The organism is Brevibacillus reuszeri, from assembly GCF_001187725.1.
In the GTDB taxonomy this organism is placed as follows: Bacteria; Bacillota; Bacilli; order Brevibacillales; family Brevibacillaceae; genus Brevibacillus; species Brevibacillus reuszeri.
Genome location: NZ_LGIQ01000011.1, coordinates 523522 through 549017, shown reverse-complemented (window position 1 = coordinate 549017; position 25496 = coordinate 523522). Strand labels below are relative to the sequence as shown.

The 25496-nt window shown below is 48.4% G+C and carries 26 protein-coding genes and 2 riboswitches; of the genes, 16 read left to right on the top strand and 10 right to left on the bottom strand.

What is annotated here, in order from left to right; genetic code table 11:
- Window positions 1–82: 82 nt before the first annotated feature.
- Window positions 83–1399: a globin-coupled sensor protein gene (locus tag ADS79_RS27540; protein ID WP_049741649.1), complete on the top strand. Its 1317-nt coding sequence runs from the start codon at window positions 83–85 to the stop codon at window positions 1397–1399.
- 202 nt (window positions 1400–1601) lie between these two features.
- Here ADS79_RS27540 and ADS79_RS27535 read toward each other — a convergent pair whose 3' ends face one another.
- Window positions 1602–2078, bottom strand: coding sequence for a cysteine dioxygenase (locus ADS79_RS27535; RefSeq protein WP_049741648.1), 477 nt, complete (start codon window positions 2076–2078; stop codon window positions 1602–1604).
- A 338-nt stretch (window positions 2079–2416) separates the two neighbouring features.
- On the opposite strand from ADS79_RS27535, the gene ADS79_RS27530 reads away from it, so the two are divergent.
- On the top strand, window positions 2417–3565 hold the full coding sequence (locus tag ADS79_RS27530) for an MFS transporter (RefSeq protein WP_049741647.1): 1149 nt from the start codon (window positions 2417–2419) through the stop codon (window positions 3563–3565).
- 42 nt (window positions 3566–3607) lie between these two features.
- Window positions 3608–4333, top strand: coding sequence for a sporulation protein YunB (gene yunB / locus ADS79_RS27525; RefSeq protein ID WP_162839551.1), 726 nt, complete (start codon window positions 3608–3610; stop codon window positions 4331–4333).
- 49 nt (window positions 4334–4382) lie between these two features.
- Here yunB and ADS79_RS27520 read toward each other — a convergent pair whose 3' ends face one another.
- Genes ADS79_RS27520 through ADS79_RS27510 form a run of 3 tightly spaced genes read right to left on the bottom strand, consistent with a single transcriptional unit; the run spans window position 4383 to window position 6615 of the window.
- Window positions 4383–5123, bottom strand: coding sequence for a hypothetical protein (locus tag ADS79_RS27520; protein ID WP_049741645.1), 741 nt, complete (start codon window positions 5121–5123; stop codon window positions 4383–4385).
- A 56-nt stretch (window positions 5124–5179) separates the two neighbouring features.
- Window positions 5180–5908, bottom strand: coding sequence for a hypothetical protein (locus ADS79_RS27515; RefSeq protein ID WP_049741644.1), 729 nt, complete (start codon window positions 5906–5908; stop codon window positions 5180–5182).
- Window positions 5909–5931: 23 nt separating this feature from the next.
- On the bottom strand, window positions 5932–6615 hold the full coding sequence (locus tag ADS79_RS27510; RefSeq protein WP_049741643.1) for a hypothetical protein: 684 nt from the start codon (window positions 6613–6615) through the stop codon (window positions 5932–5934).
- A 152-nt stretch (window positions 6616–6767) separates the two neighbouring features.
- Here ADS79_RS27510 and ADS79_RS27505 point away from each other — a divergent pair, with 152 nt between their 5' ends.
- The 3 genes from ADS79_RS27505 (at window position 6768) to ADS79_RS27495 (ending at window position 8720) form a co-directional block, all read left to right on the top strand.
- Window positions 6768–7427 (top strand): HAD family hydrolase, encoded by a 660-nt coding sequence (locus ADS79_RS27505; RefSeq protein WP_049741642.1) that lies wholly within the window; start codon window positions 6768–6770, stop codon window positions 7425–7427.
- Window positions 7428–7567: 140 nt separating this feature from the next.
- On the top strand, window positions 7568–8173 hold the full coding sequence (locus tag ADS79_RS27500; RefSeq protein ID WP_049741641.1) for an RNA polymerase sigma factor: 606 nt from the start codon (window positions 7568–7570) through the stop codon (window positions 8171–8173).
- Window positions 8139–8720: a hypothetical protein gene (locus tag ADS79_RS27495; RefSeq protein WP_049741640.1), complete on the top strand. Its 582-nt coding sequence runs from the start codon at window positions 8139–8141 to the stop codon at window positions 8718–8720. The genes ADS79_RS27500 and ADS79_RS27495 overlap by 35 nt, the downstream gene beginning before the upstream one ends.
- 60 nt (window positions 8721–8780) lie before the next feature.
- Here ADS79_RS27495 and ADS79_RS27490 read toward each other — a convergent pair whose 3' ends face one another.
- Both ADS79_RS27490 and ADS79_RS27485 read right to left on the bottom strand, forming a co-directional pair.
- Window positions 8781–9521, bottom strand: coding sequence for a hypothetical protein (locus ADS79_RS27490; RefSeq protein WP_049741639.1), 741 nt, complete (start codon window positions 9519–9521; stop codon window positions 8781–8783).
- Window positions 9522–9733: 212 nt separating this feature from the next.
- A complete protein-coding gene (locus ADS79_RS27485) occupies window positions 9734–10297 on the bottom strand; it encodes a TroA family protein (RefSeq protein WP_141261070.1) in 564 nt (187 codons plus the stop codon).
- Between the two features lie 86 nt (window positions 10298–10383).
- Window positions 10384–10531: riboswitch (FMN riboswitch) on the top strand.
- 107 nt (window positions 10532–10638) lie between these two features.
- A riboswitch (FMN riboswitch) is annotated at window positions 10639–10794 on the top strand.
- A gap of 125 nt (window positions 10795–10919) precedes the next feature.
- Here ADS79_RS27485 and ribD point away from each other — a divergent pair.
- From ribD to ADS79_RS27455, 6 genes are all read left to right on the top strand, one after another.
- Window positions 10920–12020: a bifunctional diaminohydroxyphosphoribosylaminopyrimidine deaminase/5-amino-6-(5-phosphoribosylamino)uracil reductase RibD gene (gene ribD / locus ADS79_RS27480; RefSeq protein ID WP_049741637.1), complete on the top strand. Its 1101-nt coding sequence runs from the start codon at window positions 10920–10922 to the stop codon at window positions 12018–12020.
- 23 nt (window positions 12021–12043) lie between these two features.
- Complete coding sequence (ribE, locus tag ADS79_RS27475; protein ID WP_049741636.1) at window positions 12044–12709, top strand: riboflavin synthase; 666 nt, start codon at window positions 12044–12046, stop codon at window positions 12707–12709.
- Between the two features lie 17 nt (window positions 12710–12726).
- Complete coding sequence (locus tag ADS79_RS27470) at window positions 12727–13926, top strand: bifunctional 3,4-dihydroxy-2-butanone-4-phosphate synthase/GTP cyclohydrolase II (RefSeq protein ID WP_049741635.1); 1200 nt, start codon at window positions 12727–12729, stop codon at window positions 13924–13926.
- 14 nt (window positions 13927–13940) lie between these two features.
- The gene (gene ribH, locus ADS79_RS27465; RefSeq protein ID WP_049741634.1) at window positions 13941–14405 is read left to right on the top strand and encodes a 6,7-dimethyl-8-ribityllumazine synthase; all 465 of its coding nucleotides are present in this window, start codon (window positions 13941–13943) and stop codon (window positions 14403–14405) included.
- Between the two features lie 132 nt (window positions 14406–14537).
- The gene (locus ADS79_RS27460; protein ID WP_049741633.1) at window positions 14538–14837 is read left to right on the top strand and encodes a hypothetical protein; all 300 of its coding nucleotides are present in this window, start codon (window positions 14538–14540) and stop codon (window positions 14835–14837) included.
- Window positions 14838–14857: 20 nt separating this feature from the next.
- Window positions 14858–15958: a Ger(x)C family spore germination protein gene (locus ADS79_RS27455; protein ID WP_236700124.1), complete on the top strand. Its 1101-nt coding sequence runs from the start codon at window positions 14858–14860 to the stop codon at window positions 15956–15958.
- A 4-nt stretch (window positions 15959–15962) separates the two neighbouring features.
- Here ADS79_RS27455 and ADS79_RS27450 read toward each other — a convergent pair whose 3' ends face one another.
- From ADS79_RS27450 to ADS79_RS27440, 3 genes are all read right to left on the bottom strand, one after another.
- Window positions 15963–17492: an aldehyde dehydrogenase family protein gene (locus tag ADS79_RS27450; RefSeq protein WP_049741631.1), complete on the bottom strand. Its 1530-nt coding sequence runs from the start codon at window positions 17490–17492 to the stop codon at window positions 15963–15965.
- Between the two features lie 11 nt (window positions 17493–17503).
- On the bottom strand, window positions 17504–18145 hold the full coding sequence (locus ADS79_RS27445; RefSeq protein ID WP_049742162.1) for a TetR/AcrR family transcriptional regulator: 642 nt from the start codon (window positions 18143–18145) through the stop codon (window positions 17504–17506).
- A gap of 144 nt (window positions 18146–18289) precedes the next feature.
- Window positions 18290–19300, bottom strand: a complete 1011-nt coding sequence (locus tag ADS79_RS27440) for a M23 family metallopeptidase (protein WP_049741630.1) — start codon at window positions 19298–19300, stop codon at window positions 18290–18292.
- Window positions 19301–19455: 155 nt separating this feature from the next.
- Between ADS79_RS27440 and larC2 the strand changes: the two genes are divergently transcribed.
- Window positions 19456–20448, top strand: a complete 993-nt coding sequence (gene larC2 / locus ADS79_RS27435; protein WP_236700123.1) for a nickel pincer cofactor biosynthesis protein LarC2 — start codon at window positions 19456–19458, stop codon at window positions 20446–20448.
- Between the two features lie 86 nt (window positions 20449–20534).
- Complete coding sequence (locus tag ADS79_RS27430) at window positions 20535–21086, top strand: DJ-1/PfpI family protein (protein WP_049741629.1); 552 nt, start codon at window positions 20535–20537, stop codon at window positions 21084–21086.
- Window positions 21087–21156: 70 nt separating this feature from the next.
- On the opposite strand, the gene larC is transcribed toward ADS79_RS27430, so the two are convergent.
- Complete coding sequence (larC, locus tag ADS79_RS27425; RefSeq protein WP_049742160.1) at window positions 21157–21921, bottom strand: nickel pincer cofactor biosynthesis protein LarC; 765 nt, start codon at window positions 21919–21921, stop codon at window positions 21157–21159.
- Between the two features lie 128 nt (window positions 21922–22049).
- On the opposite strand from larC, the gene ADS79_RS27420 reads away from it, so the two are divergent.
- Both ADS79_RS27420 and ADS79_RS27415 read left to right on the top strand, forming a co-directional pair.
- Window positions 22050–23174 carry a metallophosphoesterase family protein gene (locus ADS79_RS27420; RefSeq protein WP_049742159.1) on the top strand — a complete coding sequence of 375 codons (1125 nt, stop codon included), beginning with the start codon at window positions 22050–22052 and terminating at the stop codon, window positions 23172–23174.
- Window positions 23171–25396, top strand: coding sequence for an ATP-binding protein (locus ADS79_RS27415; protein ID WP_049741628.1), 2226 nt, complete (start codon window positions 23171–23173; stop codon window positions 25394–25396). The genes ADS79_RS27420 and ADS79_RS27415 overlap by 4 nt, the downstream gene beginning before the upstream one ends.
- Window positions 25397–25496 lie beyond the last annotated feature (100 nt).

The window sequence follows — 25496 nt, the reverse complement described above, 5'->3', positions numbered from 1 at the left end:
TGTACCGGATTGGAAATCTATTCAAGTGTATACTTCACGGTATTGTGTATAGAATATTCACGCAAAAAAAGGAGTCCACCCTATGAGTACATGCCCGTTTTCCAGTTTGTTCGGAGGCAAAGGAAAACCAAGAAGGGAGTCGTTTTTTCAAGATAGCTTGGAAAAGGGAGAGGTAAAGATTCAATCCCACTCCGAGCTTGCCAAGCAAATTGCCCTCATTCATTTGACAGAGGAAGATTTGGCTGTCGCGAAAAAACTGCAGCCCATTATTGTTGAACATATTGATGGCATCGTCGATTACTTTTATGCAAACATAGAAAAAGAAGAAATCCTCATGACGATCATACATAATAACAGTACGATCCAGCGTTTGAAGCAAACCTTGAACCGCCATATTACCGAAATGTTCAGCGGTGTGATCGACAGTGCCTATATCGAGCAGCGCAGCCGTATTGCCGTAATGCACATGAGAATTGGCCTCGAGCCAAAGTGGTATATGTGTGCGTTTCAGAATTTGCTTATATCCATCATGGACATTATCAATGACCGAATCAGCGATAAAAAGGAATTCGTTCATGCGATTCAGGTTGTAACGAAAATCCTCAATATTGAGCAGCAAATCGTTCTGGAAGAATACGAGAAGGAACATGAGCGTGCGCGTCAAAAAGAGCAGGATAAAAAGGATGAGCTGCGAATCGCGCTGACCAATTCCGCGCATGAGCTGGCCGCTGTTTCTGAAGAAAACAGTGCTTCTGTCGAGCAATTAACGGAACAGTCCCGCGAAGTGCTTCGCTTTGCCGAAAACGGTTCCAACTTCTCACACACGGCGCAAGAGCTGTCCAAGGAAGGCAAGGAAAAGCTGGAGAAGCAGCAGGAGCAGATGGGCTTTATTCAGAATAGCGTGAAGCAGATTTCAGAAGAGATGAACACGCTGGAAGAAAATGCGGAAAAGATTCGCGGAATCGTGGACGTCGTTACAGCAATTGCCGAGCAAACCAATCTACTGGCGCTAAATGCAGCGATTGAAGCAGCGAGAGCAGGCGAACAAGGACGGGGCTTTGCCGTCGTTGCCGATGAGGTCCGCAAGCTCGCCGAGCAAACGAAGAAATCTGTTTTTGGCGTGCGAGAACTGATTGAAAAAACAAACGAGCAAACGGTTGTCCTGTCATCTGTCGTGACAGACATTCAGGACTTGGTTCAGTCCAGCTCGAAGATGACTAACGAAACAAATGCATTTTTTGAAGGCATCATGAGTGCTGTGGCAGACAGTAAATACCAGAGCTCGCGAATTCAAAAAGAGCTGGAAAACTTTTTCCGGGTGATGGAGGATATGAATCAGGCTGTAGCGCAGGTAGCAATCTCGGCAGATGAGCTCTCCGATATTACGGAAAATTTGTAGTAGGAATCCAGGTACACAAGGCACACCCCGGCTAATTTCGGAGGTGTGTTTTTTTATTTGAATCACCATCTTAATCGATCGGAATATATTGGTAATGAAAATAAGAACCCCCTTGTACACAAGCATCAAGCGGCCATCGTTCTAGATGAGCCAAAGCGCTTGTTTGTACCCGGGGATGTAACGGCTGGTGTCTTGCCCAAATTTACATAGCAGCAAACGGATACTGTTTAGAATTGCGCAGCGGGGGCGTATAAACATTTAAGGAAATGACTGGCGTCTCCCCATTATTGCGGATGGAGTGAATCTCTCCTGGTGCTATATAGCAGCATTCGCCCTCTGAGATGATGGTCGATTGCGATTGCTGGACCTGACCCTCCACTTGAGCTGACGAGGTATAGACAATATTTGTAAGCGTCCCAGAGATAATCCATTCCCAGCCAAACGACTCCCCATGATTGTGGGGAACGGACTCTTTGGCGGAGGGAAGATGGATCAGGACGACCTCTACATGAGGAGTGGCAACCAGGACCTTGCGCCCGTAAGGAAGGCCGTCTGGCTCAGGAATATGTTCAGCGATTGAGTCTTTGCAAAGGGATAGCGACTCAAGAGTCTGTCGAAGCTCAGCCGCTGTGGGACAATGCAGGGAGCCAAATGCTTTTTCCAAGCCTTCTTGATTCATTGAGTGACCTCCAAAACCCAACATATTTGCTGTATGTTATGAAAATGGCTTTGGAGTGGTGCGGAAAACCATGCAATCGATGATGTGAAAAGAAAATGGATGACAGTACATAACCATCGTTCTATCATAAAGACACGGCTGTTTTTGCCGTACAGGTCGATTTGGGGAAGCGCCCCCATTAGATGATATGATTTTATTTGCCGATCAATTGTTGTATTTACTCATTTTTGAACATGAGGAGGCATGAGCATGTCAACTGCCATAATCAGTGTACGCGCCAGCTAATTGGGGGCGTACGATCTAAACCGCCTGAAATCGTCAGGAGGGTTTGGATAATCATGAATGTAAAATTATATTTGTATGTCAATGCGCTGTCTTCTTTGGGGTCGCGAATGGACTTGATTGCCTGCAGTGCGTTGATTTTTACTTTTGAATATAGTGCCTATTGGCTAACCGCTTTTTTCGTCATGCGCCAGGTAGGGGGCATGCTGTTTAGTCCGATTGCAGGCATGCTGGCTGACAGAATGGACAGGAGAAAGGTGATGATTGCAAGCGACTTCGGGGCAGGACTAGCTGTGCTGATGATTCTTGCTTTTCCCAATCCTTATGTCGTCATGACTGTCGCCTTTGTAAAAGGGATGCTCTACACCTTATTTCAGATTAGCTTTCAGTCTTCCTTGCCACAAATGTTTGGTTCGAGTCAGCTAATCAAAATCAATGGACGTACTGTTCGCCTGGAATCGCTTGTCGGTATTGCAGGCTTTGCTTTGGGGGGATTTTTGACCGATCAGTACGGCTATTCCCTCGTTATCGCGTGCAATGCAGCCAGCTTTTTATTTTCGGCTCTGATGCTTACGCAGATTCGCTGGGAGAGCAAGGACAATGCGAAAGTCACTTCGGCTGTTGGGGAAGACGGAGAGTCTGCATCTTTGGGCTTGTTGTCTACATGGATGTATTTGCGCTCGCAGCCCATTTTGCTTGCCGTTAGTCTTTTGACGCTGTTTGAATCTGTTAGTACTGCCGCACATAATTATGGATTGCCGTTTTTGGCTGATCGGCTTCTGGCAGGGGACGCGACCTTAATGAGCGCAGGTGCTCTGGGCGGCTCGTATCTTGCATCTCGATTGCGCCTGACACTGGTCAACGGAATGCTTCTTGCTTCCTTTTTGACAGCTGTGATCGTGACTCTGGCCTTTGCCGGTGGTGCACAGTGGACTGTGGTATTGCTGCTTATGGGTGCCGGGGTATTTGCCGGGAGTGCCCAAGTGTACAAAAGTACGATTTTGCAACAAGCGGATAACCAGATTCGTGGCAGAGTGATGGGAATCTCTGGGCTCTTTAGCAGAACGGGATTTTTTATCGGGTTTGTGGCTGCACCGCCGCTTGCCATCTCACTTGGACTGTTCGAAATGATGGTACTCGCTCAAGGGGTATTTATCTTGGGCGTCATCTGCCTCGGCAGCTATTTGAAGCTTGGGAAGCAGTAGTCTTTTTTTGTCTCTCCCACCATAGGATGTACCAATTGGGAGGTGACGGGAGTGGCCATATTTCGACCCCGTCGGCGTTGGAGGAACCCGCTTTCCCCGATGAAGGCGATTTTGATCGCGCTGGTGATATTTTTAGTGATGTCTATCCAGTTTCTGTTCTTTTTGCAAAAACGGCTAGAACCAACACTTTTAATACTGGCTTCGCAAAAAGCGGAGCAGCTGGCGAAGGAAGCCATTACGGACGCTGTAACCAAGCGGATATCCCAGCAAGGTGTCGATTTCAATCAGATCGTCAAGATTGATAAGAACAAAGAGGGTCAGATTCAGGCGTACCAGTTTAACTTCAAAGAATACGCGAGAATTGTGGGAGAAACTACCTCGCGAATTCAAAATAAGCTCCAGGAATTCGAAGCAGATAAGGTAGACCGCACGATTCCGCTTGGCCTCGCAACAGGCAACAGCTTTTTAGCCAATATGGGACCGAATTTGCCTGTGACGTTTGCGCCCATCGGATCGGTGAAGACCAAGCTGGAAACGGAGTTAAAGGAAGCCGGTATCAATATGGTGCTCGCGACCGTCTACATTTTTGTGGAAGTCGATTTGCGAATTGTCATTCCATTCGCCACAGACGAGCAAAAAATCACGACCAAAATTCCGATTACTCACTCGCTAATCGTTGGCGATGTACCTCAATATTTATACAACAATCCCGAGGGAAAACCGGATGTGCCACGTGCACCAAACGATGGGTATTATCAGCAGCCATAGGGGAAAGGAGCGACGGCAATGGGCTGTCGCTCCTTTTTCTTTTCCTCTGTTATGGGGACCCGTTTAGCTTGTGCAGATCGCCTAAATAATGCTGCAATTCCTTCGTTGTATCCGCAGAAGCATGCTTATCAACAGCGAACTGAATTTTTACAAGCTGATCACGAATGATGAGATGGAAATCCAGATTTGTTTTTCGCTCCAAATTGACGATTTCAACCTGGGCGTTTTTAATTGCATTTTCTTTCAGAATGGCCAGGATTGCTCTCTGCAGGTCTTTGTTTTGTTCCTGTGTCTCCCCGTCAAGGCTTTGATAAATTTTCAAATGATCCTCACGATATTCGAGAATCGAATCATGGATGAGCGATGTCGTTTCATCCACTTTTTTTCGATTAGGCTGCGTCATTGCTTCAAGCCCTGTGAATCGGTGCAATAATTCGGAATCACTGAGCTCGACTCCTTTTTGATCCCAAGAAAAAGCGAAGTAGAAGTCATGGAGGGTACGTGATTTCGGAGCTTTTTTGCTAAGCGAATAAGTATCTGACCGATAGAGCTCAAAGGATAAGCGGGCGGGAGAAGACTCATTATTCACGAAGGCAATGGGCCCTAAGTTTGGATCGTAAGCGGGGAGGACATATGGCTTGTCTTGCAACAAGGCTTCAACCTGGTCCTTCCATTGCAAATATTCCGGTGGCGCGAGTTTGCTAGGCGCGGTAGCTTCTTTTGAGAAACTGATTGAGAGTACAGATAGAAAAACGACGAAGATGACGAGCTTAATCCAATGTCTGTTCATCGGGTAGTTCACCTTCTAACTTTCTAGGCAATCAAAACAATGAGATGATGGCAGCATCAGTCTGATTTGTTGTCCACCGATATCTGCACCTCTTTACTGGGACCATTCGTTTTATTCCAATTGGCAAGCGTCTCATAAGAGGAGTCTTCCAGCTCCGGGACTGTCAGGCTAACTGACTGATCATCGAGCCATTTCAGATCACGAATCGGCCAATGAAAAGAATCTGGCGAAACAAGCTGCTTGACTCGCTCACTTTGTTTTTGTTCGGGAATGTTTATTTCCTCCAGCTTCGATACATCGACGAAAACGACGTGATTACGAATGATGTCAGCTCCTTCATTTCTGCCGAGAAGAACCGCAAGCTTGCTTTCGTCCGGGGAAAAATAAGCGGCTTGGAAGATGCTTCCTTCACATAGAGGGAGCGTTTTGGTCTGGTCATCCTTCAGTTGAACGAGGACATGGCTGCAGAGCTTCGTCCCGCATGAATAACCGATATCAGCGAGCATTCCGGCTGACTCGGAGGGAATTGCTTGTGTATAGATACGACTTAGCTCTATTTGCCGCTTCTCTTGGTCAAATTCTTTGAGATACTCGCGCAGGGCTGGAATGTCGTCAACAGCAATCGATACTTGCTTGGAATCGAAAGGGACCATGATTTCATCCTTCATTTCCTCGGAAAGAGTTTCAGAAGGTGCTGGATTATCTTGGATGGATGGCTGCGCACAACCAGTTAAACTAGCAAAGAGGATGGATACAAATAGTAGGGGATGGAGCCATTTTTTCATGTGTAGTCACCTGGGATTTATGATTATTTTGTCACAGCTTCAAATATAGTGCCGTTGAACGTGTAGGCTGATGTTTTCTGATTAAAAACGGTAGCGGCTTTGGTATCAGAGTCAGGACGCTTGTATGAAGTCGTGGAATAGTACAGATTTTCACCGTCTACATAATAGGAACCATACTTTACATAGTATTCTTCCTGAAAAGTAGAAACTTCCTTCAGTTCTCCACTCCACGCCTCCACAAACCGTCCTTTATCCACATACCACAAGACCGCGGTATCTACAGAAACACCGGTTCCACCAGAATGATGGACTATTTGGTAGATTCGTTTATCCCCGATCTCCATGACAGGCTGCTCCAGATCGAGGCTATCTATTTTCCAAGACTGCTCCGATATGAGTTGATAGCTGCCGTTTGCCTGCTTATCAAAAAGGAAGAACGTGCCGAGATGAGCACCACCTGTAATCGTTGCAACGACCTCTGCCGCCTCGTCCTGATCAAGATTGATTTCTTGAAAAGCCAACTCTTCCAAATAATGATCCTTTTTTAGACTTTGCTGTTGAATCCACTTTTTGACCTGGTCTATTTCAAGTGGGGGTTGAGCCTGGCTTTGAGGAAATGGTGATGAGAAAGTGCTTGGAGCGTAGAAGGCAGTGATACCAATGGCAAAACCAAAAACGAGGACACCTAAAACCACTTTTTTCAGCAAATCTTTCACCTCTACTAGTTATGACCGTCCTGTATGATAAGACGTAGGATGACAGATTTTTGTTACAGATTATGTAAGTTTTCATTCGGTTTGCAAGAGCAATTTCATATAAAATAAAGAAATGGGTACGCAAAAAGCCGGGAGGTGGAAAAATGAACAGAAATTTTCATAGAGCGATCATTTTTGATATGGATAACACGCTGCTGCAATCCAGAATCAACTTTTTGGAAATGAAGCGGGCGATTTTTCAAACATGGGTGGATAATGGGATTTGTGCGCCTACGCTAGAGTGGCAAGACTATACGGCCTCACAGCTGATCGAGATCGGGAGACGCTCCGAGCGGATGACGTCCGATTTGGAGTCGGACATGTGGGCAGCAGTGACCGCGATTGAAAAAGAAGGGATGCACGGAGCGGTTTTAGAAGCGCATGCAGCTGAAGTGCTGGAGAAGCTGCACCAGAGCTATCGTCTGTTTATTTTGACAAACAATGCCTATGCAGCAGCACAAGAGGCTTTGAATGAAACGAAAATTGTCCATTATTTCGATGAGGTTGTTGCACGCGAGCAAATGACGACGTTGAAGCCTCATCCTTCTGGAATCAACTATATTCTCAAGCAGTATCCTGATCTGCCTGTTTCGGCTTGGACGATGATCGGGGATTCCTGGATTGATGGCAAAGCAGCGCAGGATGGACATGTTCGGTTTGTTGCCTATCATGGCAAGCGTGAGGAGATGGAGCGGCAAGGTGTTGTTCCAATCGCATATATGACAGATTTACGTGAACTACTGGAGCTTGAATTTGGAGAATAGCAGTGTGAAAGGCGACGGGGCAGACTGTCGCCTTTTTTGGTACAGGTCTTTTTTTCGGAAATTTTTTTACAAAGCATTGAACCAAAAGCATCTGACCTGCCTCTATAGTAGTAAACAATGACCAAGAAAGGACGTTGGTTGTGGAAGAAATAAACTTAATCAAAATTTGCCAATCTGGTCATATTGCTGCTTTCGAGCTGCTGCTGAAAAAGTATGAACATAAGGCGATGCAAACGGCCTATTTGATTACCAGGCAAAAAGAGCTGTCAGAAGATATTGTCCAGGAAGCATTTATTCAATGCTACAACCAATTGCACACACTACGGCAGCCGGAATATTTTCGTACCTGGTTCTATCGGATTCTCATTCGCTTGAGCTATAGAATGGTGAAAAAAGAAAAGTGGAAAGCAATCTTTTCGCAAAAGCCTGTGTCTGATATCGGCTACTCGCCACGCTTTGAGGAAAAGATTGCGGCAAAAGAAATGTATCAGTCACTTTATGAGAGTGTAAACAGTCTCAGTGAAAAATTGCGTACCGTCGTTGTCCTTTTTTATTTCAACGAAATGACAACGAAAGAAATTGCCGATGTCCTGTCTGTTTCAGAAGGAACAGTCAAATCACGCTTGCATCACGCAAGGAAGCGCATGCAACAAACGCTGCAAGACAAAGGCTACTTATCTTTTGAGCCAATAGGAAGGGGGGAGCAGACCTATGTGGGAAACACAGTTACGGAACATGCTGAATGATCAGGCTGAGACGATCCAGCAGGAGTCAACAGTAGCAAACGAAGTGATGACCAAGATTCAAAGCGGTACCCGAAAAAGAATGAAGGGGCGAAAAAGGCTACTGATCGGATTGATTTCGTGTTCGATCCTGATTTTTACCGGCGGTGTTTATGCGGATCAGCTATATCATTATTGGAAAACCCCCAGAAGTGCAGAAGAAGTGAAGAAAACAGAGGAATTAAACAAAGAACTGGAAGCCAAAAGAGAATCGGTAGATGAAGCCATTGCCAAAGCCTTTGGAATCAGTCTCACCAATTACAGCAGTATCGATGCCAACGGCTTGTTTAAGAGCGAGACGGTACATCCGCTGCTCCCCATCGTGAGTGATATCATGGATCAGCAGCAAATCAATGATCGTAAGCCAAGCGTATATATGAATGCTCAGACAGAGCAAGAGGGGTATATTTTCGAGGACAAAACGAAATCGTATGTCGTGCATATGATTAAAAAAGACGAAGCAGGCGAATGGCAGATTGTCTCTGTTCAAGAGATGCAAAAGAAAGAATAAGCTGAGGCAAAAAGAAAGTGTGGCTCGATGATCGGGGAGCCACACTGCTTGCATCTATCACTATTTGAGGCTTTTGCCTTCCTTTTCTACCTTTTCGTGTACTTCCCAGCTTCCATCCTCATCTACGCCGATGAAAGTAACCTGATTCGTTCCATCCGCTTTCTTTTCCAGAATATAGGCTTCCTCAGATGACTCGTCTACAAACACGAATGGCATGATGTCGCCTTCTCTTTGATTATCCATCGCGGTAACGACGATGTCTTTCAAGGAATCGGAGACGTGCGAACTGCTTACCTCTACAGCTCTAAAAAATGCAAAGTTGTCCAAATCAAAGGAAAAGCTGTCCTTCATTTCGGTGAGAACGTCATTTTCAATCGAATCCTTGCTGGAAAGGGATCTGGCAGCTGCTGGGTCCCATTGTACAGAATCATAGTCCGTGTCAATATCGGTACGTTTTCCTGAGCCGTCATACTCGCGGTGGGTGGAATTGATCTCCCATTTTCCGCGCACACTGTTGCTTGCAGATAGGCTATTGGAGATGGTTACAGATCCAGCACCGTACTTATCATCGGAGTCTTTCTTTACGCTATTAAAGTAGACATTAGCAGATACCTGGATTCGTGGCTGACCGCTATTTGCTGTTTTTGCATCCCAATCGACGTAATATTTACTCGAGCCAATCGAACCAATATCAATCGTAGCACGGGCAGTCGTAATTTTTGCAGAAGCAACTGGAGCTAGTAAACCGATCAAGAGAACACTAGAAAGAAGAGAAGCTGTCATTTTGTTTTTGGAAAACAATAGAATCATTCCTCTCATTGGACTATTTACAATTATATACAAGTAGAAAAAGTGTTCAACCATAAACTGTAAAAAATGTAATTTTATGTTGAAAACTATGAAGTTTTTTTGTCGGAATTTGATTATGGTATGAGATTTCGAGACTTTATTTTTGAAGAACGAAAAAAGCGACAGGAAAATATGTCGCTTTTCTTCATAGATGACAGTTTCAATTAAATGGCTGAACCATGGTGAAGGGAGAGGAGGGAATCTAGTATATGATCACGACCGGCTGGTGTCCAGCTCATCAAAAACCAGTTGGGAATCAATTGAGCGCGATTGTTTTTGACGACGTCCATGGCTTTCCAGGAAGGGGTCTCTTGCAGACGGGTAAAGATTTTGTCGCTGCCTGCCCTCAGATTATGCTGCTGGATAAACAGACGATCCGTCTCCAGGCACGGCATCAATTCCGGAGCCATTTCGATGCGCCACATGTGGTCGGGGACCGGGTTTCCGGGTGTGAATTTCAGCTTTGAATAGAGCATTTCATTCAAAGGATGATCACATGTGCCCTGTATGCCGATCGCCCGATGATTGACCTGCATGATCGTAATTCTTTCCTTGCCCAATGTGCTCTTCAATTCGCTGCGCACTTCATGAAGCCGCAAATCCAGACGAGTAATGACCTGCTCCGCTTCCCGTTCCCGATTGACCAGCTCCGCAAGCTTCATCTGATTGACACGCCAATCCCAGGCAGGGAAATTTGGAATGTCCATGCACAAATTTATTGATCTCATATCCTTTTTTGCACTTTGCAAGTATCGTTCTGTAAACAAATTGGTTTTCCCCGACTAAAATTGTGTTATACTTTGCCTAACTGAATACCAGCCTTCAGGGTAGGGTGCAATTCCCGACCGGCGGTAATGACGAACGCACGTCTGAGCCCGCGACTCGCTATCAGCTGGATCGATAGCGACTGACTTGGTGAAAATCCAAGGCCGACGGTAAAGTCCGGATGGGAGAAGGTATTTGGAATGGCCTTTTCAGCTGTTTTTTGCAAAAAAACGGTTGAAGCAAGGCTTGTTTCTCGATGCCCTGAGGAAACTTACTTCCTCAGGCATTTTTTATTTCATATCGTAGCAATCTTCAGGGCAAGGTGAAATTCCTGACCGGCGGTGATGACACAGGATGTGTCCAATGTGTCCATAGCCCGCGACTCGCTGACCAACTGGAAAGCGACTGATCTGGTGTAATTCAAGAGCCGACGGTAAAGTCCGGATGGGAGAAGATCGAGCATGCTTTCTTCATTCTTTTTTTGAAAAATGGATGAGGTAAGGCTTCTTTCCCTATGCCCTGAAACGAATGAGGTTTCGAGGGTTTTTTGTTTTGGCTGGATGCTATCAAGGAAAGGAGTAAGAAATGGAACGGGACAACCAATACATGGATATGGCAATTGGCTTGGCGAAATCTGCAACGGGCCAAACGAGCCCGAATCCATTGGTCGGAGCGGTTGTTGTAAAGGATGGAGCGGTAGTAGGCATGGGAGCGCATCTTAGGGCAGGAGAGCCTCATGCAGAGGTGCATGCGCTGCGAATGGCAGGAGACAATGCCAGCGGGGCAACTTTGTATGTCACGCTTGAGCCTTGCAGTCATCATGGCAAAACACCTCCATGCGCGGACGCCGTTATCTCTGCGGAAATTACCCGGGTCGTAATCGCAATTTTGGACCCAAATCCGCTAGTGGCAGGAAATGGCGTGCAAAAGCTGCGCGATGCTGGTGTGGAAGTAACTGTCGGGGTGAAGGAAGAGGAAGCCAGGCAGCTCAATGAAGTTTTTTTCCATTACATCACGACGAAGCATCCGTTTGTCACAGTCAAGACGGCGAGCACGCTCGATGGCAAAATTGCCTCGGTCACCGGTCACAGCCGTTGGATTACCGGGAGTGCGGCACGAGATCATGTTCATGAGCTGCGCAGACAGGTTGACGCAATTTTGGTCGGGGTAGGGACAGTGCTGGCAGATGACCCCGAGCTTACGGCCAGATGCGATGGACAACGGTATGGCCGGCAGCCGGTACGAGTTGTTTTGGATAATCAGCTACGCACGCCACTGTCTGCCCGTGTCCTTCAGGAAGTTGAGAAGGTGCCAACCTGGATTTTCACGACAGCGGAGGCTCCAGCAGAACAGCGAGATGCTCTACTGGCAAAAGGCGCTGTGGTTATTCCTGTTGCCGGAGGTGTGACGGTGGATGCTGTATTGACCATCTTGGGCGAGCGTGGGATTACCTCTCTTTTGGTAGAGGGCGGAGCAGAGGTCAACGGTTCCTTTCTGCAAGCACGGGCGATCCAAAAAATCATCAGCTATGTCTCGCTCAAGCTGCTTGGTGGAAATGGCGCTCCAACGCCGTTTGGCGGCCAAGGCTTCGTGACGATGGATGAGGCTGTCGTTCTTACACAGACACAGGTAGAACAAGTAGATGAGCAAGATATTCGCATTATCGGCTATCCGAAGTGGAGCTAGCAGAAATGAGAAAGGAGATTGCTATGTTCACAGGACTCGTAGAAGAAATAGGCGTTTTGGAGGCAATTACGGGAAGTGAGCAGGCTGGCCGACTCGTCATTCGCTGCGACAAAGTGCTTGCGGGAGTGCAGCTGGGTGACAGTATCGCAGTTAACGGGATTTGTCTAACGGTTACGTCTCACACTTCGCGGCATTTTAGTGTAGATGTCATGCCTGAGACGATGAAAAAAACAAGCCTGCGACAAGCAAGAGCTGGTCAACGTGTCAATCTGGAGCGAGCCATGAAGCTTGGCGATCGGTTTGGCGGACACATCGTTTCCGGTCACATCGACAGTATTGGAACGATTGTATCACGTGAGCCTCATGCCAATGCGGTTTTGTTTCAAATCAAGCCTGCACCTGAGCTTTTGAAATATATCATTTTGCAGGGGTCGATTTGTATTGATGGAATTAGCCTGACAGTTGTAGCAGTAGATGACAGCAGCTTTTCGGTATCGATTATTCCGCACACGCTGGCGGAAACGAGCCTGCAAGACAGACGTCCAGGAGATTCCGTAAATCTGGAGGCAGATGTCATCGGCAAGTATGTGGAACGCCTGCTTGGTTATCGGAGCTCATCCGCGAACGAACAGTCAAACAAAAAAGAAGGACTTAGCCTGTCCTTTTTGCAGGAGAACGGATTTGTGTAAAGGAGGAGGGAATCGTTATGTTTCATCGGATAGAAGAGGCTTTGGAAGATTTGCGCCAGGGCAAAGCGATTATTGTGGTAGATGATGAGGATCGGGAAAACGAGGGCGATTTTGTTTGCCTGGCAGAAGCGGCTACGCCCGAAATGATAAATTTTATGGTCACACACGGCAGGGGCTTGGTTTGCGTGCCAGTGACACAACATGATGCGGAACGACTGCAGCTCAAGCCGATGGTTGAAAACAATACGGATAAGCAAGGAACGGCTTTTACCGTTTCGATTGATGAACAAACGACTCACACTGGGATTTCAGCACAAGAGCGTTCCTTTACAGTAAAAGCGATGCTCGATGCAGCAAAAGGAGCGGATGACTTCCGCCGTCCCGGGCATATATTCCCGCTCATTGCCAAAAACGGAGGAGTGCTCCGCAGAGCAGGCCATACGGAAGCTGCTGTCGATCTGGCGATACTGGCGGGGGGCTTTCCGGCAGGAGTCATTTGCGAAATCATGAATGAAGACGGCACGATGGCGAGACTACCGCAGCTCGAGGAAATCGCCCAGCGATTTGATCTCAAGCTGATCACGATTGCAGACCTGATTCGTTTCCGGATGCGAACCGAATCGCTCGTCAAACGGGAGGTCGAGACGCAACTGCCGACGGAATACGGCGATTTTCGGATTGCTGCCTATACGAATGAGCTGGATGGAAAAGAGCATGTCGCACTGATCAAAGGAGAGATTTCACCCGATGAGCAAATTCTCGTCAGGGTTCATTCCGAGTGCCTGACTGGGGACATTTTTGGCTCACATCGTTGTGATTGTGGACCACAGCTCCACGCCGCGCTTGAGCAAATCGAGGCAGAAGGTCGAGGCGTGCTGCTGTATATGCGCCAGGAAGGACGGGGAATTGGCTTGATTAACAAGCTGCGCGCCTACCAGCTGCAGGAGGATGGCCTGGATACGGTCGAGGCGAATGCCGAGCTCGGCTTTGCCGCTGATCTGCGCGATTACGGGATCGGGGCACAAATTTTGCGAGACCTGGGTGTCCACCGCATGCGGCTCTTAACGAATAATCCACGCAAAATTCGCGGACTGGATGGCTATGGATTGAAGGTAGAGGAAAGAGTGCCGATCGAAACGAAGAGCCATCCACACAACAAACGATATCTTTCTACCAAACAAGAAAAATTGGGGCATCTGCTGCACATACAATCATAAGGAGTGACAGGAACATGAAAACATTCGAGGGACATTTAGTAGGAACGGGATTGCGCGTAGGGATCGTAGCCGGACGCTTTAATGAATTGATTGTCAGCAAGCTGGTAGGAGGTGCACTGGATGCCTTGAAACGCCACGGTGTTGAGGAAGATCATGTTGATGTGGCATGGGTGCCAGGAGCATTCGAGATTCCGCTGATCGCGAAAAAAATGGCAGAGTCTGGGCGCTATGACGCCGTCGTTACCTTGGGTGCAGTCATTCGCGGCTCGACTCCTCACTTTGACTACGTCTGCAACGAAACTGCTAAAGGAGTAGCTTCTCTGTCGCTCAGTACGGGTATCCCAGTCATTTTCGGTGTGCTGACCACAGACAGTATCGAGCAGGCCATTGAGCGCGCGGGTACAAAGGCTGGAAACAAGGGCTGGGAAGCTGCAGCTGCGGCGATTGAGATGGCGAATCTGACAAAGCAATTTGCATAAGAGAACACGGGCAATACAGTTTGTGAGAAAAGGCGAGGGCATAGGCTCTCGTCTTTTCTTTTTGGGTAAAATCCCCACGAGATGGTCAAAGTAAGAAGGATTTACCTGTAGGGCGATTGGGGGGATCTACCCGTGTCACCAAAAGAGTGGTGGAGAAAGCAAGTAGATAAGCTGGCCGCTGCAAAAGCCTTTGGTCGTACTCATCCAAATGACCAGCACTCGACCATTACTTCTGATCGTATCAAAGCGCAATTGGAAAACGTGGACGATCTGACCAACATGTCATTGGTCATAAATGACGAAGTGGTGCACGTTTTTTTCCTGGAAACGATGGTCGATAATACGCAAATCTACGAAACGGTATTCTTGCCCCTGCAGCGTTCTGACGGCAGAGATCCGCTACAAATCCTTCCTTTTGCCAAAGCGCCATAATGACACGTCTTGCCACCTACATGCTTGTGGTAATTGTAGCGAGCATGTTTCTTGCGGGCTGCTCACCGGAAATTGAGAGACCATCGCTGGAAGATATGGCGTTTATCGGCGTCATTGGATTTGACTATATCAATAAAAAAGATGTGAAGGTGAGCGTATCTTCACCAGTTCCATCGACACATAGCAAGGAAAAGACACAGGTTTATTCCACGGTTGCGACTGTAATGAGTGAAGCCATGCTCAAAATGTCGACGAAAGCGGAACGTACCATGTCGCTTTCGCAGCTCCGGGTGATTTTATTTAGCGAGGAATATGCGCGCAAGGTAGGGATACGCAAGGTGATTCTGGATTTGTATCGCAATCCGATCGTGGGTGAAAACGCGTTCGTGGCAATCGTGAAAGGGAGCGCTGAAGAGTTGATTCGTGCTTCCTATCAAAACAAGCCGGAATTGAACACGTATTTGAATGACCTCTTGCGTCCCCGCGCAGAAACGGCATTTTCCTCGTTTACAAGTATTCAAGATAGCGTGTTTATGATGACGAATGAAGTATCTGACCCGAATTTGCCTTACTTGGTCAAGGAAGACGACGATGTTCAAATAGCCAAAGTAGCCTTGTTTAAAGACGATAAAATGATTGGTTCCATTTCGCAACGAGAGGGGAAGCTGATTCAAGCACTGCTTGGCAGAAACAGACTGCCTCGAATGAGCTTTGAATATCAGGAGCAGACGAGCAAAGGGAAAAAGACTGAGCAGATTGTCTTTGATTTTGTATGGTCGAAATCCAAAGTTCGCAGTAATGGCAGTTTGGAGCGCCCGGTGATTTCGATGCAGCTGGGGATGCGAGGGGTGCTTATAGGTTATACGGGCAACAAGGATCTCAAGTCGAATCATGCGATGGGACTGCTAAAAAAGCAGCTGGAGAGCGAAATCAAAAAAGAGACGTTGAAATTACTGCAACGTCTGCAAAAAGCGGGTGTTGATCCGGCCAGCTTGGAAGAGAGTCTGCGGCAAAAGTATTACGGGGAATGGACGAGACCGATTGCCATGGAGCTTTATCAGAAGGCCGGATTCAACATTGTGATCAATTTGGAGATTGTTGGGTACGGTACTATCAAGTAATCAGCTAAAACAGCCGCTTTACTTCTCGCCAGATTGCTCCGATGGTTTGGCGATTCCACTTGCGTTTTTTGCCGAACAAGAAATTCGTCAGGCCGACAAACATGAGTTCCTGATCTTTTGTATACGGATACCAGTTGACCTCGCGTTTACGAGTGCCGGGATCACGAATGACGGAGATGCTGTGCGTAAAAGCGTGCAGACCGGACGGACCGCGATATCGGCCGATGCCGCTTTGCTTGACGCCGCCAAAGGGGAGATTCGGATTGGCGTAGCTGATGATGACATCATTGATACAAACATTGCCACTTTCCAGCTGCTCCGCTACTCGCTGCGCCTTTATTTTGTCCTTTGACCAGACCGAAGCGTTTAGTCCATAGGGGGAGGAGTTCGCAAGTCGAATCACTTCCTCTTCACTAGAAAAGGTCATAATCGGCAGGATCGGTCCAAAAGTCTCCTCCTGCATGATTTTCATATCGGATGTTACATCGGTCAAAATCGTTGGTGCGATATACATACTGTCTAATGAGACCTGACCGCCGATGACAGCCTTTGCCCCGTTGGCAAGGGCTTCTTCCAAATGGCTATGGATGATCCCCAGCTGTTGGTGAGAGGTCATCGAGCCGATTTCTGCCTCAAGCGGATCGCCTTGGCGCAGAGCCACTGCTTTTTCGGTAACGAGTCTCAGAAACTCAGGATATACCCGTTCATGGACGTAGAGCCGCTCCACAGACATACAGACCTGACCCGAATTGGTAAAGGCTCCCCAGACAGCACCATTGGCAGCTCTTTCGAGGTGAGCGTCTTCAAATACAATCATCGGGTCCTTGCCGCCAAGCTCCAGCTCCACAGGAATCAGATGCTCTGCTGCCGCTGCCATGATTTTCTTGCCTGTCGCAACCGAGCCAGTGAAAAAGATTTTATCTGGTCGTGCTGCGACAAGAGCCTGACCGACCTCACGTCCCCCGTGCAGTACCGATACGACACCATCTGGCAAGGGAACAGCACGAAACAGCTCCTCAATCATAAGGCCGGCTGAAGGGGTGATTTCTGACGGCTTGAGCACAACGGTATTACCGGCTATCAGTGCTGACAGAACAGGAATGACCGAGAGCTGGAAGGGATAATTCCATGGAGAAATAACCGCTACGACTCCCATCGGCTTGTAGTGGATGTACGACTTTTTAGGCCAAAGCACGAGTGAAGTCGGCACTACCTGGGGAGAGAGCATACGCTGGGCATTTTTTTCATAAAAGCGGATTGTATCGACTGTTACAAAGATTTCGGTCATAAAGGCTTCCAGGGAGACTTTTCCAGTAGCCTGACTGATTTTGTGAGCGAATTGTTCACCATGCTCAACCAAATAATGGCGTAGCTGTTCGAGGTAATGGAGCCGCTGAGCAAGAGAAGTAGTAGACCAAGACTTGAAGGCACTACGGGCATGATCCATCGTTTGTCGAACCTGTTCGGGCGTAGCTTCTGTTAGCGATCCTAACTGCTCGCCGGTAGCGGGGTTTTGAAAGGAGATAACAGTCAACGTAGATCACCTCACCTGATAGAAGAATGGGAATCGCCTTTTGGTAGGAAAAGCGATTGAATAACAAGCGGGAACGTTTGCTCAAAATGCGAGATCACGTCTTTAGAATCAGATGCTTCGGATAGCATCGATTGCAAGAAAAGACCGTCAATCAGCGAATAGAGAAGTGCAGTCGCTGCTTCCTTACCCACTGTAAGGGACGAATGTTTCGCATCAGATAACCGCTCCAGCATCTGCGCAATCAGGCTGTGCAGCCGAGCGCGAATCTCGCTGACTTGCTCGTAAAAGGCGGGGACGTACATAGCTTGCACCTGCAGGTCATACCAGAGGCGATGCTGGTCACGGTCCCGAGTCAAGCTGCGATGCAGAACCGAATAGAGAGAATCCATCCAGCGCTCGAGTGGTGCTTCAACAACCTCCCGTTCCAGCTCTGCAATAAAGCCTTCCTTGTATCTGGAAATGACTGCAAGCAGTAAATCTTCTTTGCTCGCAAAATAATAATGTAAAATGCCGAGCGAAACCCCTGATTCCTTGGCGATGTCACGCAAAGAAACATGTGCATAGCCCTTTTGCGACAAGCATAACGTCGCTTGCTCAATTAAAAAGGCCCGCTTCGTCTCTGCTTTGGTCTGGGAAAGGGAAGGGCGTGACAAAACGACACCTCTTTTTTGGACGATCGTCCAGTTTTTCATGCTTTTATTTTCTGTAATGATGTACATATTGTCAAGAAAATGATCCTTCCATTGTCTGGGACTGGAGATTCCTGACTGCTGATTGCAAAAAAAAGAAGCGGTGGTTTACCGCTTCCGTCCTTGTCGCTCCCACCGTCTCAAATACGGATAAGGATCGAATGCCCAATCCGGGCCGCCTGTCTCACGATACATGCCATAATGCAAATGGGGTGGGAACTTTCCAGCTGTACCAGGCTTGCCATACCCCGAGCTTCCAACATAGCCAATGACTTGTCCAGGCTCAACGATATCACCCGGCTTCAAACCTTTCTTAAAAGAACTCAAGTGAGCAAAGTAGTGGTAAACATTCCCCATGTCACGCATACCGATCCGCCAGCCGCCATAGCGATTCCAGCCGATGACTTCAATGACACCGTAAGCGGTGCTCAAGACGGGTGTCCCGTAACTGGCAAAAATGTCTGTCCCCTCATGAATTCTTCTGCCGCCCCAGCCACGAGCGTCACCCCATGTGCTGCGATAGCTGTATTCATAGCGGGCGGGGATAGGGAAATGACGATCATCCAAATGCAAATGCTGATATTTTCCATACACCTGGGCAAACTGCCTGATCGTTTTCACGGAGCGGTCTCGTTGATAATAGGACCAAAGCCCGATCTGCCAATCGTCATGCGAGAAGCCATACGCTGACAAATAGTGAATAATTGAAGTGAGTGCGTCCAGATCGTTGTGTCGATCTGCTTTTCCATCGCCATTGCCATCCACGCCCATGCCATTGAAAAACTGGATGGAGACAGGATTCATGTCTTCCTCGTCCGGGTTTAAAGTGCCACTCCAACGATCCCATGGAATGTCGATTGCAGTCAACCGAGAGGAGGGGTCGGTTTGTTTCGATTGCTTCTTTCTTATTTTCATCATCCGCTCGTATTGGTCGATGGCTGCTAGATACGTCCAAGGAATCCCGTACAACGATTCCATCCGCTGAAAAAGCTGCAAGCGCTTCTGTAAGATCGGATCTTGCTGCGGAGCAGATGGGGCTGCGTGTACAATAGGCTCCAATGGCAATAAAGCTGCAGCCACACACAAGCTGATCTGAATGATTAGGCGGAAAACTCGCATTCCGTCTCCCTCCAGGGTCAGATAGTCTCCTTTGTAGTTTCTGCCAGTGAGTGCCTTTTATCCTAGATAGTTTTTGGAAGGTGTTTTGTCAGTCAACGCACACCCTTTTTGGTGTATGATGCAAGGAAGTAGAAGAGACAACGGGAGGCAAAAAGATGATGAAGCTGGTCATTCGGGCAGAAGATTCGCTTACCCTGCAAGGCCTTGTAGAACCGCTTCAGCAAGTGCTGAAGCATTCAGCGTCGGATACGCTGTTTCGACAACAGGACTGGAATCGATTGAAACAGCTAGCTGAGCCTTATCGAGATTATTGCGAGCAGGAGCAGTGGGATCTAGAAGAAAGGGCGCTGGCTTCGCTTTTATCAGTATGCCCCATCCATCAAAAAGAATGGTCCCTGTTTGTTCTGCCGCTACCGATCCCTGCTGCGCTCCCGCTTTCAATCCTAGAGGTTGTGACGGGGCTGTATGTAAATGAAGTAGAGAGCTCAACCTTTGCCAAGCCCCTCGATTTTTCACCGCTTGCCATGGTGTGGCTACGCGAAGCAGGTGTGATGCCAATACGGGCATGGAGTGGAAAATTACACAAGGTCATACATGGTGAACGGCTTGCGATTTTAGAGCTGGAAGACGAGAAAGCAGATCGACTTATCCCACGTTACTATGAGCAAAAAAATCATGAGAGCGAGCATATCGACGAAGGTATGCTGCTCTTGCAGGTCAATCTGGACGATACAAGTCCCGAGTGGCTGGCGTACGTCATGGAGCAATGCTTGCGAGCGGGGGCAAACGATGTGCACTTTCTTCCGGTTACCATGAAGAAAAGCCGTCCCGGCACCCTGCTGCAGGTGATGTGCTACCAGAGCCAGGCAGAAGCATTAAAAACGATCCTCTTTACCGAAACAACAACGTTTGGCATCCGTTCGTTCCCAGTGGCCTGTCATCGCTTGGCACGCCGCTTTATTCATGTTCAAACGGAATGGGGAGAGGTCGCAGTCAAGCTCGGGTATCACCAGAAAAATCGTGTACAGATTGCGCCTGAATACGCGGTATGCGCGAAGCTGGCTGAGGAAAGCAATATTCCGCTGAAATGGGTATACCAGCAGGCAATCCGGCTCGCCGAACAGGAAAGTGATGTAAATTTGCTGTAAATCCGGCAGGAATGAGAAGCCTCTTCAAAGAATTGGGAAATTGGGAGGCTCGTCCTCCGTCAAACAAGTCATGAGGAGGCTGTCTGATGAGCAAAAAAGTGTTGATCGTAACAGGAGATGCAGTGGAGGCCCTGGAGGTATTTTATCCGTACTATCGTTGTCTGGAAGAAGGGTTTGAAACGGTCATTGCAGCGCCTGCTGTCAAAACGCTGCACACGGTTTGCCACGATTTTGAAGCGCACAGTGAAACCTATACGGAAAAGCCAGCTTATCAGCTCCCTGCCCATACTTCTTTTGCAGAAATTAATCCGGAAGCATTCGATGCCCTGATTATCCCGGGTGGTCGTGCACCTGAACACATCAGACTCAATGAGCATCTGAAGGGAATTGTGGCTCATTTCTTTGAGGCAAACAAGCCGGTAGCTGCTATCTGCCATGGCTCCCAAGTGCTAACGATTGTAAAAGAGCATCTGCAAGGCAGAGAAATGACTGCGTATCAGGCGTGCAGACCGGATGTGGAAGCGTGTGGTGCGATCTATCAAACAGAAACGCTTCATGTAGACGGAAATTTGGTATCTGGACACGCTTGGCCGGATCTGCCTGGCTTCATGCGTGAGTTTCTCCGATTGCTCCGCTAAAAAACAACACCTCCCAACCAAGCCGGATGATTGCGTCCGAGCCTATTGGGAGGTGTTTCTTTTCGAGGCTTTACAGTTGTTGTCCCACCAATAAGCGCAGAACGTTCGGCTGGTCAGGCAGATCACGCGTGCCCGCACCATAGCCGATTGATTCTACAGTCATCGCGGGAAGTGGACCAAAATCGCGAACCAGAGCGGCTGCAACACCAGCACCAGTAGGCGTGGTCAGCTCCTTTTGAATGGTGGTCTGACGCAGAGGAATGCCGATGAGCATCTCCATAGTGGCAGGAGCCGGTACAGGATAGAGGCCGTGATCACAGCGAACGTAGCCATTTCCGGTAGGTACATGTCCACAGTACAGCTCATCGATGTCGAGCTCCTCCAGACCGAGCGCAATTCCGACAACATCCACGATTGAGTCGAGAGCGCCTACCTCGTGAAAATGAACCGTTTCAACCGGCACATGGTGAATTTTTGCCTCTGCGATCGCAATTTTTTCAAAAACAGCAAGGGCTCTATTGCTCACGCGTGGCGCAAGCTCGGCAGCCTTGATCATTTCAACGATTTCCTTATATCCGCGGTGAACGTGGTCATTTCCGAGTACCTTTAGCTGCTTGAATGGTGTCGCTGCGGGAGCAGATTCATCGATTACATCCAGCTTCAAAGCACTGACACCAGTCTTTACAACCTTTTTCCACTCCAGGCGAAATGCATCGAGTGAGAGCTTGCGCAGTTGCGCTTCGATTCGATCCCGGTCTGCCCCCGCATCTACCAATGCTGCCAGCAGCATGTCCCCGCTAATTCCCGAAAAACAGTCCAAATAAGCGATACGCACGAGAAACACTCCTTCCAAGAGGTCTAATCTTCCTGTATCATAAAGGGAAAGTATGTTCGTCTGTTTGACAATTCTGTCCAAAGTGTACCATTTGATGATTGGTTTGTCATGTAAGGAGTTGAAGATTGTTGCTATCATTCATACATACAGCAGATGTCCATCTCGATGCGCCGCTTCAGTCTCTATCGGGTGTTTACGAGCTGCGTCAGGATGATTTTCGCAGTACGATGCGGCGAATTCGCGATCTGGTTTGGGACAAGCAGGCAGATTTTTGGTTGATCGCGGGAGATCTTTTGGAGTATCACGGGGGCAGACGCTCTACGGCGATTTTTCTGCGCGATTTGTTTGCCAGTCTTGCTCCTGTCCCTGTTTGTATCGCTCCTGGAAATCACGATCCGTGGCGTTCCGATTCGTTTTATCAGACGCTCGACTGGTCTAGCAATGTATATTGGTTTACGCCTGAATGGGGTGCTTTTGAGTTTCCGGAAAAGTCATGTGTCGTCTACGGCTGGGGATTTCCACACCCACATGTGTACGAATCACCGCTGGACACATTTCCTGGCAAGCTGAATGGTTATCAGCATCACTTGATGGTTCTTCATGCTAGCATTTTGACGAGCGCAAAGGATGATCATCATCCGTACGCCCCTGTCTCCCTGCAAGAGCTGGCAAAGACCGGGATGGATTATGTAGCTCTGGGGCATATTCACAAGCCGGCGCAGTTTCCCCATCCTGAAAAGAGACAGCCGTTTGCAGCATACCCCGGCTCGCCTGAGGGTCTCACTGCAAAAGAGGCAGGGCCGCGCTGTGTCCTGTTTGGCGAGCTAAGTGATTCAGGTACGCTAACATTGTCGCCAATCGCTGTGGAGCAGCGGCAAATTTGCAAGCGAGAGATTGTCCTTGGCGGAATCGAGACGATGGAACAATGTATCGAACGACTCGAGGGCGAGCTAGCTGAGGAAAAGGAATCGGACCTATTGTACATCACATTGACCGGGGAGCGTTCTGCACATTTTGTACCAGCAATCGAGGTTTTGAAGCAAAAATTTTCCCGGTTTTTTCTCATTCAATTTACCGATCAAACATGGCCTGATGTGGATGCCGACAAGCTGATCGCTGACGGCGGTGTATGGGGGCGCTGGCTCGCCAAGCTGGCCGAGTGGGAAGAGCAGGCGGCAGATGAAGAGATGCGGGAAAAAATCAGGGAAGCACGCAAGGAAGCGCTGGCTCGGATAGGAGGGAGCGTCCGGTGAGAATTGACGAGGTTCAGCTCAAAGGCTTTGGAAAGTGGCAGGACGCTGTTTTCCGCTTCGCTCCGGGAATCAATGTGTTTGTGGCTCCGAATGAAGCAGGAAAATCCACTTTGCTGCAAGGAATCATAGCAGCTCTTTATGGTATGAAGCGCGATTATGTCAAATCGGCGCGCTATTTAGCCGAATATGAAAAATACCGACCGTGGCATCAAGGTGATTATGAAACGATTATTACTTACCAGCTTGCGGGAAAAACGTATCGGTTACATCGGTATTTGAGCAAAGAACGTGAGCAGGCAAGAATCTTTTTGGACCCGGAATGGACAGAGCTGACCGATATTTATTTGGAGGACAGGCGCAAGGAACGCAATTTTATCGAAAAACATCTGGGGCTGACGCGAAGCTTGTTTACCGACCTCACCTGGATCAGACGTGAGCCTTTGTCGGCAGCAGAGCATTTGATGCCTTCGCTTGATGCGACAGATGATGCGAATCCTGCCGTAAACAAAATATTGGCTGAGCTGGATCGCGAACTTGCTGGCATCGGGAAAAAGGAAAAAGCCGAAAATACAATGCTAGGCAAAGCGTCTGCGCTCGCTGTCCAAAAAGAGCAGGAGCTGGCTGGAGCGGAGGCAGCATGGAGGGTCATTAATCAACTGACACAGCAAATTGCGCAATGGGAGGAAGTGCGGGCTGAGCAGGAGCAGATGCGGGAGCGCGTGCGAAAACGGCTCGAGCGCCTGCAGCAACAGCACGAGACGTGGCAAGAACGCTGGCAAAAAAGCTACATCGTTCCTGGGCCAAAAGAATGGGAATGGTGGATGCAATCAGCTGCCTCCCCAAAGGAGCAGCGCAATCATCAGGAAACTATGGATGCTTTGCAAGGCTTGAAGCGAAAGCAAAGGGAAAAAGGCGAACCTGCTCAACCACGGGAGGGCGGGGAAGTGAACCGCTTGCAGCTGCAACAGGATTACGAGCAGGGCATACAACTGCGCAAACGTTGGGAGCAGTGTCACATGGAGCTGGCAAGCATGGCTACTGTGGCTGTTGCCAGTCCGCGGAGACAAGGTCGCTCAAACAGCGGTGACAATCTCAAGAAGCAGCGCCGTGGGAAGATAATTCTATGGGGGACTGCTGGCGCTTTTTTGCTCTTGGCTATCCTGGCTCTTTATTCAGAGCATGGCATCATGGGAGCAGTTTCCCTTGGTCTGGCAGTGCTTTTTTCTGGAGCGGCGTATTTGCTTTATCGCGGAAAAGAGAGTGGAGATTCTGCTGCTACGGCAAGCGGGAGTGCATCAGCAGAGGATTGGCAACGACTATCAGAGGAAGTATCTAGCCTAGATGACTCCCTTTTCCAGTTGGTTGAGCGCTGGGGTGCAGCTACTTGGGAGGAATTTCTCGAAAAGCGGGGGGAGCTTCAAAATAGCATCGACACCCGTGAAGCCAAGCAAATGGCAGCCCAAATGAACGAACGGGAAGAGGAAGCAATGCTTGTGACTCGCTGGGGGGAAGCGCTGCGCAGCTGTTTGGAAAAAGAAAAAGCAACAAGAGATCACGAGCAAGAAATGCTGCAGGTGGAGCGAGCACAAATCGAGGATCGTTTGCAGGAATTACGCGAGCAGATCGCTGGGGCATATGGGAAAATGGGTGCTCATGAAACTGTATCGGTTGCGAAGGCCAAAGCTGATCAGGAGGACGCGGCGAATGGACTGAGACAGCTGCTAATAAAACGAGATGCCCTGCAAATCGCCCGTGATGCGCTGCAGGAGGCACTGGGTGAGTGGAATCGTGATGTATCGCCTGCAGTTAATGAACGTGCATCTGAAGTCATCACGCAAATTACTGGCGGCAAGTATCAGGATGTCAGACTGGACCCTAGGGAAGGCTTTGCGATCCGCTTGCTCGAACCAGCCAGACAGCTCGTTTTGGAGCAGGAGCAATGCTCTACGGGTACACAGGATCAGCTTTATTTCGCCCAGAGGCTGGCGTTATTGCAGCATGTTAGCAATGAAACAGAGCCATTGCCGATTTTTCTCGACGATCATTTTGGGCATTATGATGAGAAAAGGCTTCGGCGAACACTGGATTACGTGGCGAAGCTGGGGATGAAGCAGCAAATTTTCCTGTTCACCTGCCATGACAGGGAGCTGCGATTGCTGGAACCGTATTTGGATCAATCGGATGGACGACACTGCCTGCATCAGCTCGGCGAAATGCGCTAGATGTATGGAAAGAGGTTGCCCCACTTATATCCAACCTCTATAATGAAGATTGACCATGTTTAGACCCAAGACTAGACCAAGTCTTGACCAAGTCAGATGA

Excerpts from the sequence above, each read along its gene's own strand:
- ribE (WP_049741636.1), top strand. The coding sequence starts at position 12,044 with ATGTTCACAGGACTCGTAGAAGAAATAGGCGTTTTGGAGGCAATTACG.
- larC2 (WP_236700123.1), top strand. The coding sequence starts at position 19,456 with ATGATGAAGCTGGTCATTCGGGCAGAAGATTCGCTTACCCTGCAAGGC.
- ADS79_RS27485 (WP_141261070.1), bottom strand. The coding sequence starts at position 10,297 with ATGAGATCAATAAATTTGTGCATGGACATTCCAAATTTCCCTGCCTGG.
- ADS79_RS27430 (WP_049741629.1), top strand. The coding sequence starts at position 20,535 with ATGAGCAAAAAAGTGTTGATCGTAACAGGAGATGCAGTGGAGGCCCTG.
- ADS79_RS27455 (WP_236700124.1), top strand. The coding sequence starts at position 14,858 with ATGCTTGTGGTAATTGTAGCGAGCATGTTTCTTGCGGGCTGCTCACCG.
- ADS79_RS27470 (WP_049741635.1), top strand. The coding sequence starts at position 12,727 with ATGTTTCATCGGATAGAAGAGGCTTTGGAAGATTTGCGCCAGGGCAAA.
- ADS79_RS27505 (WP_049741642.1), top strand. The coding sequence starts at position 6,768 with ATGAACAGAAATTTTCATAGAGCGATCATTTTTGATATGGATAACACG.
- ADS79_RS27520 (WP_049741645.1), bottom strand. The coding sequence starts at position 5,123 with ATGAACAGACATTGGATTAAGCTCGTCATCTTCGTCGTTTTTCTATCT.
- ADS79_RS27495 (WP_049741640.1), top strand. The coding sequence starts at position 8,139 with ATGTGGGAAACACAGTTACGGAACATGCTGAATGATCAGGCTGAGACG.
- ADS79_RS27540 (WP_049741649.1), top strand. The coding sequence starts at position 83 with ATGAGTACATGCCCGTTTTCCAGTTTGTTCGGAGGCAAAGGAAAACCA.
- ADS79_RS27515 (WP_049741644.1), bottom strand. The coding sequence starts at position 5,908 with ATGAAAAAATGGCTCCATCCCCTACTATTTGTATCCATCCTCTTTGCT.
- ADS79_RS27440 (WP_049741630.1), bottom strand. The coding sequence starts at position 19,300 with ATGCGAGTTTTCCGCCTAATCATTCAGATCAGCTTGTGTGTGGCTGCA.
- ribD (WP_049741637.1), top strand. The coding sequence starts at position 10,920 with ATGGAACGGGACAACCAATACATGGATATGGCAATTGGCTTGGCGAAA.
- ADS79_RS27530 (WP_049741647.1), top strand. The coding sequence starts at position 2,417 with ATGAATGTAAAATTATATTTGTATGTCAATGCGCTGTCTTCTTTGGGG.
- ADS79_RS27535 (WP_049741648.1), bottom strand. The coding sequence starts at position 2,078 with ATGAATCAAGAAGGCTTGGAAAAAGCATTTGGCTCCCTGCATTGTCCC.
- ribH (WP_049741634.1), top strand. The coding sequence starts at position 13,941 with ATGAAAACATTCGAGGGACATTTAGTAGGAACGGGATTGCGCGTAGGG.